Annotated in this window: 2 protein-coding genes; both read left to right on the forward strand. The window is 70.1% G+C overall.

The genetic code is table 11. The annotated features are described in order from the left end of the window. The first annotated feature begins 247 nt into the window (after positions 1-247). Positions 248-850, forward strand: coding sequence for a hypothetical protein (locus CA983_RS43455; RefSeq protein WP_086606088.1), 603 nt, complete (start codon positions 248-250; stop codon positions 848-850). Between the two features lie 93 nt (positions 851-943). After that, the coding region (locus CA983_RS43460; protein WP_167407562.1) for a 3-keto-5-aminohexanoate cleavage protein at positions 944-1,571 on the forward strand (628 nt) is incomplete at its 3' end.

The raw sequence follows: 1,571 nt of genomic DNA on the forward strand, positions 1-1,571 counted from the left end.
CGGGGGTGGGCGGGATGTTACCGCCGGTATCCCCGGGATTGAAGATGAGCAAGCGTCACTTTTTGGAGTCAGCACAACAGGCACACGGACCACGGCAGTCGACTCACGGCCTCGTCGGACGGCTTATGGAGGCCATTTGAAATCGGATGGAGCCGATTCGCTTGTCGATACGTCTATTCGGCGACGTCCTTACGACGACGCCGAAGTGACCGGATTACAGGTGCAGGTGTGACGGAGGTGCAGGACGATGGCCGGTTTCCGGAGTCTGGCGAGACAGGTCCGCGATCCGCGGTGCGATCTGGCACTGCGGCGTTATTCGCTGCGCAAGTGCCTTGAGAGGTTCGCCCCTTACGGGCACAGGGCGACCTGGGACCATCTGTGTTCCCGGGCAGGGTTCGGTCCGGAGGACCGGTCCCCCGATCCAGCGCGGCTCGTGGCCGCACTGGACGAACTGGAGGAGGCGCGGGCGGTCTGGCTGGCCTACGAGGTCGAGTTCGCCGAGCGCCGCAAGAAGGAGAAGCACGACGGACTGCGCAGGCCGGGCAGTGTGGACGACTGGCACCGGCTGACCTGGGGCGGTTTCGGCGTGGCGTGGTGCGACGATCCGGCGGTCCATCCCCGTGAACCGCTGGCCGAGGTGCTGCGCCGGCTGATCGCCGCGCTGGAGCGCGAGCCGGGCTCGACCTGCCCGGTGTGTGGCGGGGAACGACTCGCCTGGAAGTACGACCTGGACCACGAGCCTTCGGCGGGTCCGGTCTGCACGGACTGCGGGATTCTGGTGCCGCGTCCGGTGCTCACGCCCGAGGCCCTGGCGGACGCCAGGCGGGCGAGGCTGTTGGTGTCGGCTTGACGGATGCGGGTGCGCGGGGGGTGCGCCGGGGATGCCGCACCCCCACTGTCGCCGCCGGGGCCGGCTGTCAGTGATGACTGGCACCATCGGGACATGGTGCAGGTGTGTCTGAACGGTCCGCGGACCGCCGCCGACGGTACGGCGGTGCCGCTGACTCCCGAGTCCATGGCCGACTCCGCCGCGGACGCCGTCGCGGCCGGGGCCACGGACGTCCATGTCCATCCCAAGACACCGTGCGGACGGGACACGTTGTCGCCGCGGGTGCTCGCGGAGACGTTGTCGGCGATTCGGGCGCGGGTGCCGGTGCCGGTGCCGGTGGGTGTGACCACGGGGGCGTGGGCCGAGCCGGACGCTGCCGCGAGGCTGGAGCGCGTACGGAGTTGGGCCGATCCGCCTGTACTGCCCGACCATGCGTCGGTCAACTGGCATGAGCCCGGGGCGGAGGAGGTTGCCGCGCTGCTCCTGGATCTCGGGGTGGGTGTGGAGGCCGGCATCTGGTCCGGGACGGAGGGTGCGGAGCGGTTCGCTGCCTCGCCGTTGGGGCCGAAGGTGCGGAGGGTGCTGGCCGAGGTGACGGATACCGACCCTTCGAGTGCGGTGGACTCCGCGCGGGGGCTGTTGTCCGACCTCGGTGCCGCGCATGGGCGTCCTGTCCTGCTGCACGGGGAGGACGGGGGTGCGTGGCCGGTGCTGCGGCTTGCGGGGCGGTTGGGGTTGGCTA

The sequence above is a fragment of the Streptomyces swartbergensis genome (genome assembly GCF_002148965.1).
In the GTDB taxonomy this organism is placed as follows: Bacteria; Actinomycetota; Actinomycetes; order Streptomycetales; family Streptomycetaceae; genus Streptomyces; species Streptomyces swartbergensis.